2 protein-coding genes and 1 pseudogene are annotated in these 2724 nt (G+C 62.7%); 1 reads left to right on the top strand and 2 read right to left on the bottom strand.

Features of this window, described 5'->3' with window-relative positions; all coding sequences use genetic code 11:
* Nucleotides 1-387 precede the first annotated feature (387 nt).
* A protein-coding gene (locus ABLE92_RS26005; protein WP_085949121.1) for an IS3 family transposase occupies nucleotides 388-1646 on the top strand; the annotation gives its coding sequence in 2 pieces (ribosomal slippage) (nucleotides 388-733 and nucleotides 733-1646; 1260 coding nt in all).
* Between the two features lie 323 nt (nucleotides 1647-1969).
* Here ABLE92_RS26005 and ABLE92_RS26000 read toward each other — a convergent pair.
* On the bottom strand, nucleotides 1970-2320 hold the full coding sequence (locus ABLE92_RS26000) for an integrase core domain-containing protein (protein WP_005194698.1): 351 nt from the start codon (nucleotides 2318-2320) through the stop codon (nucleotides 1970-1972).
* A gap of 105 nt (nucleotides 2321-2425) precedes the next feature.
* Nucleotides 2426-2599, bottom strand: a pseudogene (locus ABLE92_RS25995) (IS3 family transposase); the annotation flags it as partial.
* Between the last annotated feature and the right edge of the window lie 125 nt (nucleotides 2600-2724).

The following is a 2724-nucleotide window of genomic DNA, read 5'->3' as shown; positions in this document are numbered from 1 at the left end:
CGGCTTACCTGTCTCCTCGACGATCCGGACCGCCCCATCACGAAACTCCCGGTCGTACTTCTTCCGCTTCTCTGGCATCGTGCTCCTCATTATCGATGCCTCTACGGTTCGGGGGGAACCTCAACCCCCCACCAGTGGGGACTTTCTCATGGCCACGGACACCCCCGCATGCGCGGCGATCGTGCGCAGCCCCGGCGACGGTAACCCCACCGCCAGACCCAGCCACAACCGCAGGACTTCTCTGATCTCTTCCACAGCAACCTCCCGATAGCCCATGCCGCCGCCCCTTCCATGACTGCTCGTCACGGCCGAGTCAACGGGACCTGACCCCGGACCTTGGACACGTTGAATCCCGCAGTTCGCGGGGAGAAGCGAGATGATCAAGGTATGGCTCGGAGACACTATTCAGAGCAGTTTCGTCAGGACGCGGTGGACTTGTACGAGTCGACCCCCGGGGCCACGGTGCGCGGTATCGCCGCCGATCTTGGGGTCGAGCGCGGCACGTTGCGTCACTGGCTTGAGCGCTACGGCACCGGCCGCAAGACCGCTGCCGATGGCAGCGGGGCGGTCAGCCCGCTCAAGGCCCGCAACGGCGATGGGCCCGCTGTGGTGGGGCCAGAAAGCGCTGAGGCCAAGATCGCACGGTTGGAGAGGGAGAACGCGGCACTGCGTAGCGAGAAGCTCAAGCTGAGCACCGAACGGGAGATTTTGCGTCAGGCGGCCAAGTATTTCGCCGGGGAGACGAACTGGTGAGCCGCTTCCAGTTCGTCGCCGACCACCTCGACACCTACCCGGTCAAGTGGCTATGCGATCTCCTCGAGATCGCGTGTTCGTCGTTTTACGCCTGGCGCAAGGCGGCCCCGCGCCGGGCGGCTCGTGCGGAAGCTGATCATGTTTTGGCGCAACGTATTCGTGAGGTTCACGATGGTGACAGCACCTGTGGTGCACCGCGGATTACCGCGGAACTCAACGATGGGGTGGCGCTGGAGAACCGGGTCAATCACAAACGGGTGGCGCGGGTGATGCGCGCCCACGGCATTGTCGGTTATCGGCGGCGCCGTCGTGTGGTCACCACGATCCCTGAACCTGCCGATCGCATAGTCCCTGACCTGGTGGAACGCGATTTCACCGCGCCCGCCACGAACCGGGTGTATGTCGGCGATATCACGTATCTGCCGATCGCCGATGGCTCCAACCTGTACCTGGCTACGGTGATCGACTGCTACTCCCGACGGTTGACGGGGTGGGCGGTGGCCGATCATATGCGCACCGATCTCGTTGCCGATGCCTTGCAAGCGGCACAACAGACGCGAGGGTCGTTGTCGGGAGCGGTCTTTCACTCCGATCACGGCTCGGTCTACACCAGCAAGGCCTACGCCAACCTGTGCGCTGAACTCGGCGTGACCCAGTCCATGGGAGCGGTGGGCACCAGCGCCGACAATGCGATGGCCGAGTCGTTCAACGCCACGCTCAAACGCGAGGTCCTTCAAGATGAGCAGTCCTGGCCCGATGAGTTCACCTGCCGGCGTGAAGTCTTTGGGTGGCTCGTGCGTTACAACAACCGCCGAAGACACTCGTGGTGCGGGCACCAATCACCACTCACCTACGAAAACCGTTACGCTGCTACACTTCTACACGCAGCATAAATCCCACCCTGTGTCCAAGATCCGGGGTCAAGGCCCAACGGACAAAACAAGAGACCACCAGCGCAACGCGCCGGTGGTCCCATAACTGGCAATCCAGGTGGTCCCATCCCGATGGCAAAAATCAGCTCACAGCGGTCCCTTCACCGTGGCAAATGACACTCGCGGTACCTGACGCTTCGGCGAGAGTGTTGTCGGAGGAGTCGCGCACAGTGCTGACCGAGGGGTCGACTTTAAACTCGATCAGCCGGTCGGCATAGGCCAGCGATATGTATTGGGGGTTCATTTGGTCGACGCAAGACCATGAAGTACCCCAGGTTTAGTTCCTATGTGGTTGCGAGGGCCGGGGCGGCCGACTCGCAGATAGCTGAGGCGCCGTTGAGGGCGGCCTCGAACTCTGTGGGTGGTTGATAGTCGAGCGCTTCGTGTAGACGCTGTTGGTTGTACCACCAGACCCATTCGCAGGTGGCAAGCCCCACCTGCTCGACGGTGCGCCAAGGCCGACGCTGCCTGATCAGCTCGGTCCGTATGGTAGCCGCAACATGCCAACCGACGATCACGCGGGTGCAGGCATCGGTGACAAATTCGGTGTAGGCGAAGCCCTGCCAGGTTCGCACGCAGGTGATGTCGACGACCCATAGCTGGGACGACCCGTAGCTGGTTGGGTCGATCGGCACGAAACTGTCGCTGAACTCGGTCGGTAGGTCTGGCCGTGGTCGGGTCGGGACGGGTGGTGAAAGCCTTCGCTGCCCGCTGCACTCCGCGGACCCCGGCCAGTCGCATCAGCCGCCGGGTCTGATTCTCGGCCGATGTGGTGGCCGGCGCCGGCGGTGGTAGGTCCGTTCGATCCAGGTGACGATTGCGATCCGTAGCTGTTCACGGGTGTCCCAGCGTTGACGGTCGAGCACGTTGCGTTGCAGGAGCGCGAAGAAGATCTCCATAGCTGCGTTGTCCCCTCATTGACCGGCTAATCGTGGTCGAGCCTGCGGCAACGATCGGCCGATGGTTCATTGTCGATCTGGTTTGCGGCGTTGCCGTCGGAGTTGTTCGTCGTGCTGGGCGACGGTGCCGGCGAGGCTCT

It is taken from the genome of Gordonia oleivorans (assembly GCF_040044975.1).
In the GTDB taxonomy this organism is placed as follows: Bacteria; Actinomycetota; Actinomycetes; order Mycobacteriales; family Mycobacteriaceae; genus Gordonia; species Gordonia oleivorans.
The sequence above is the reverse complement of the archived record's forward strand: the minus strand, read 5'-3'. Positions and strand labels throughout refer to the sequence as shown.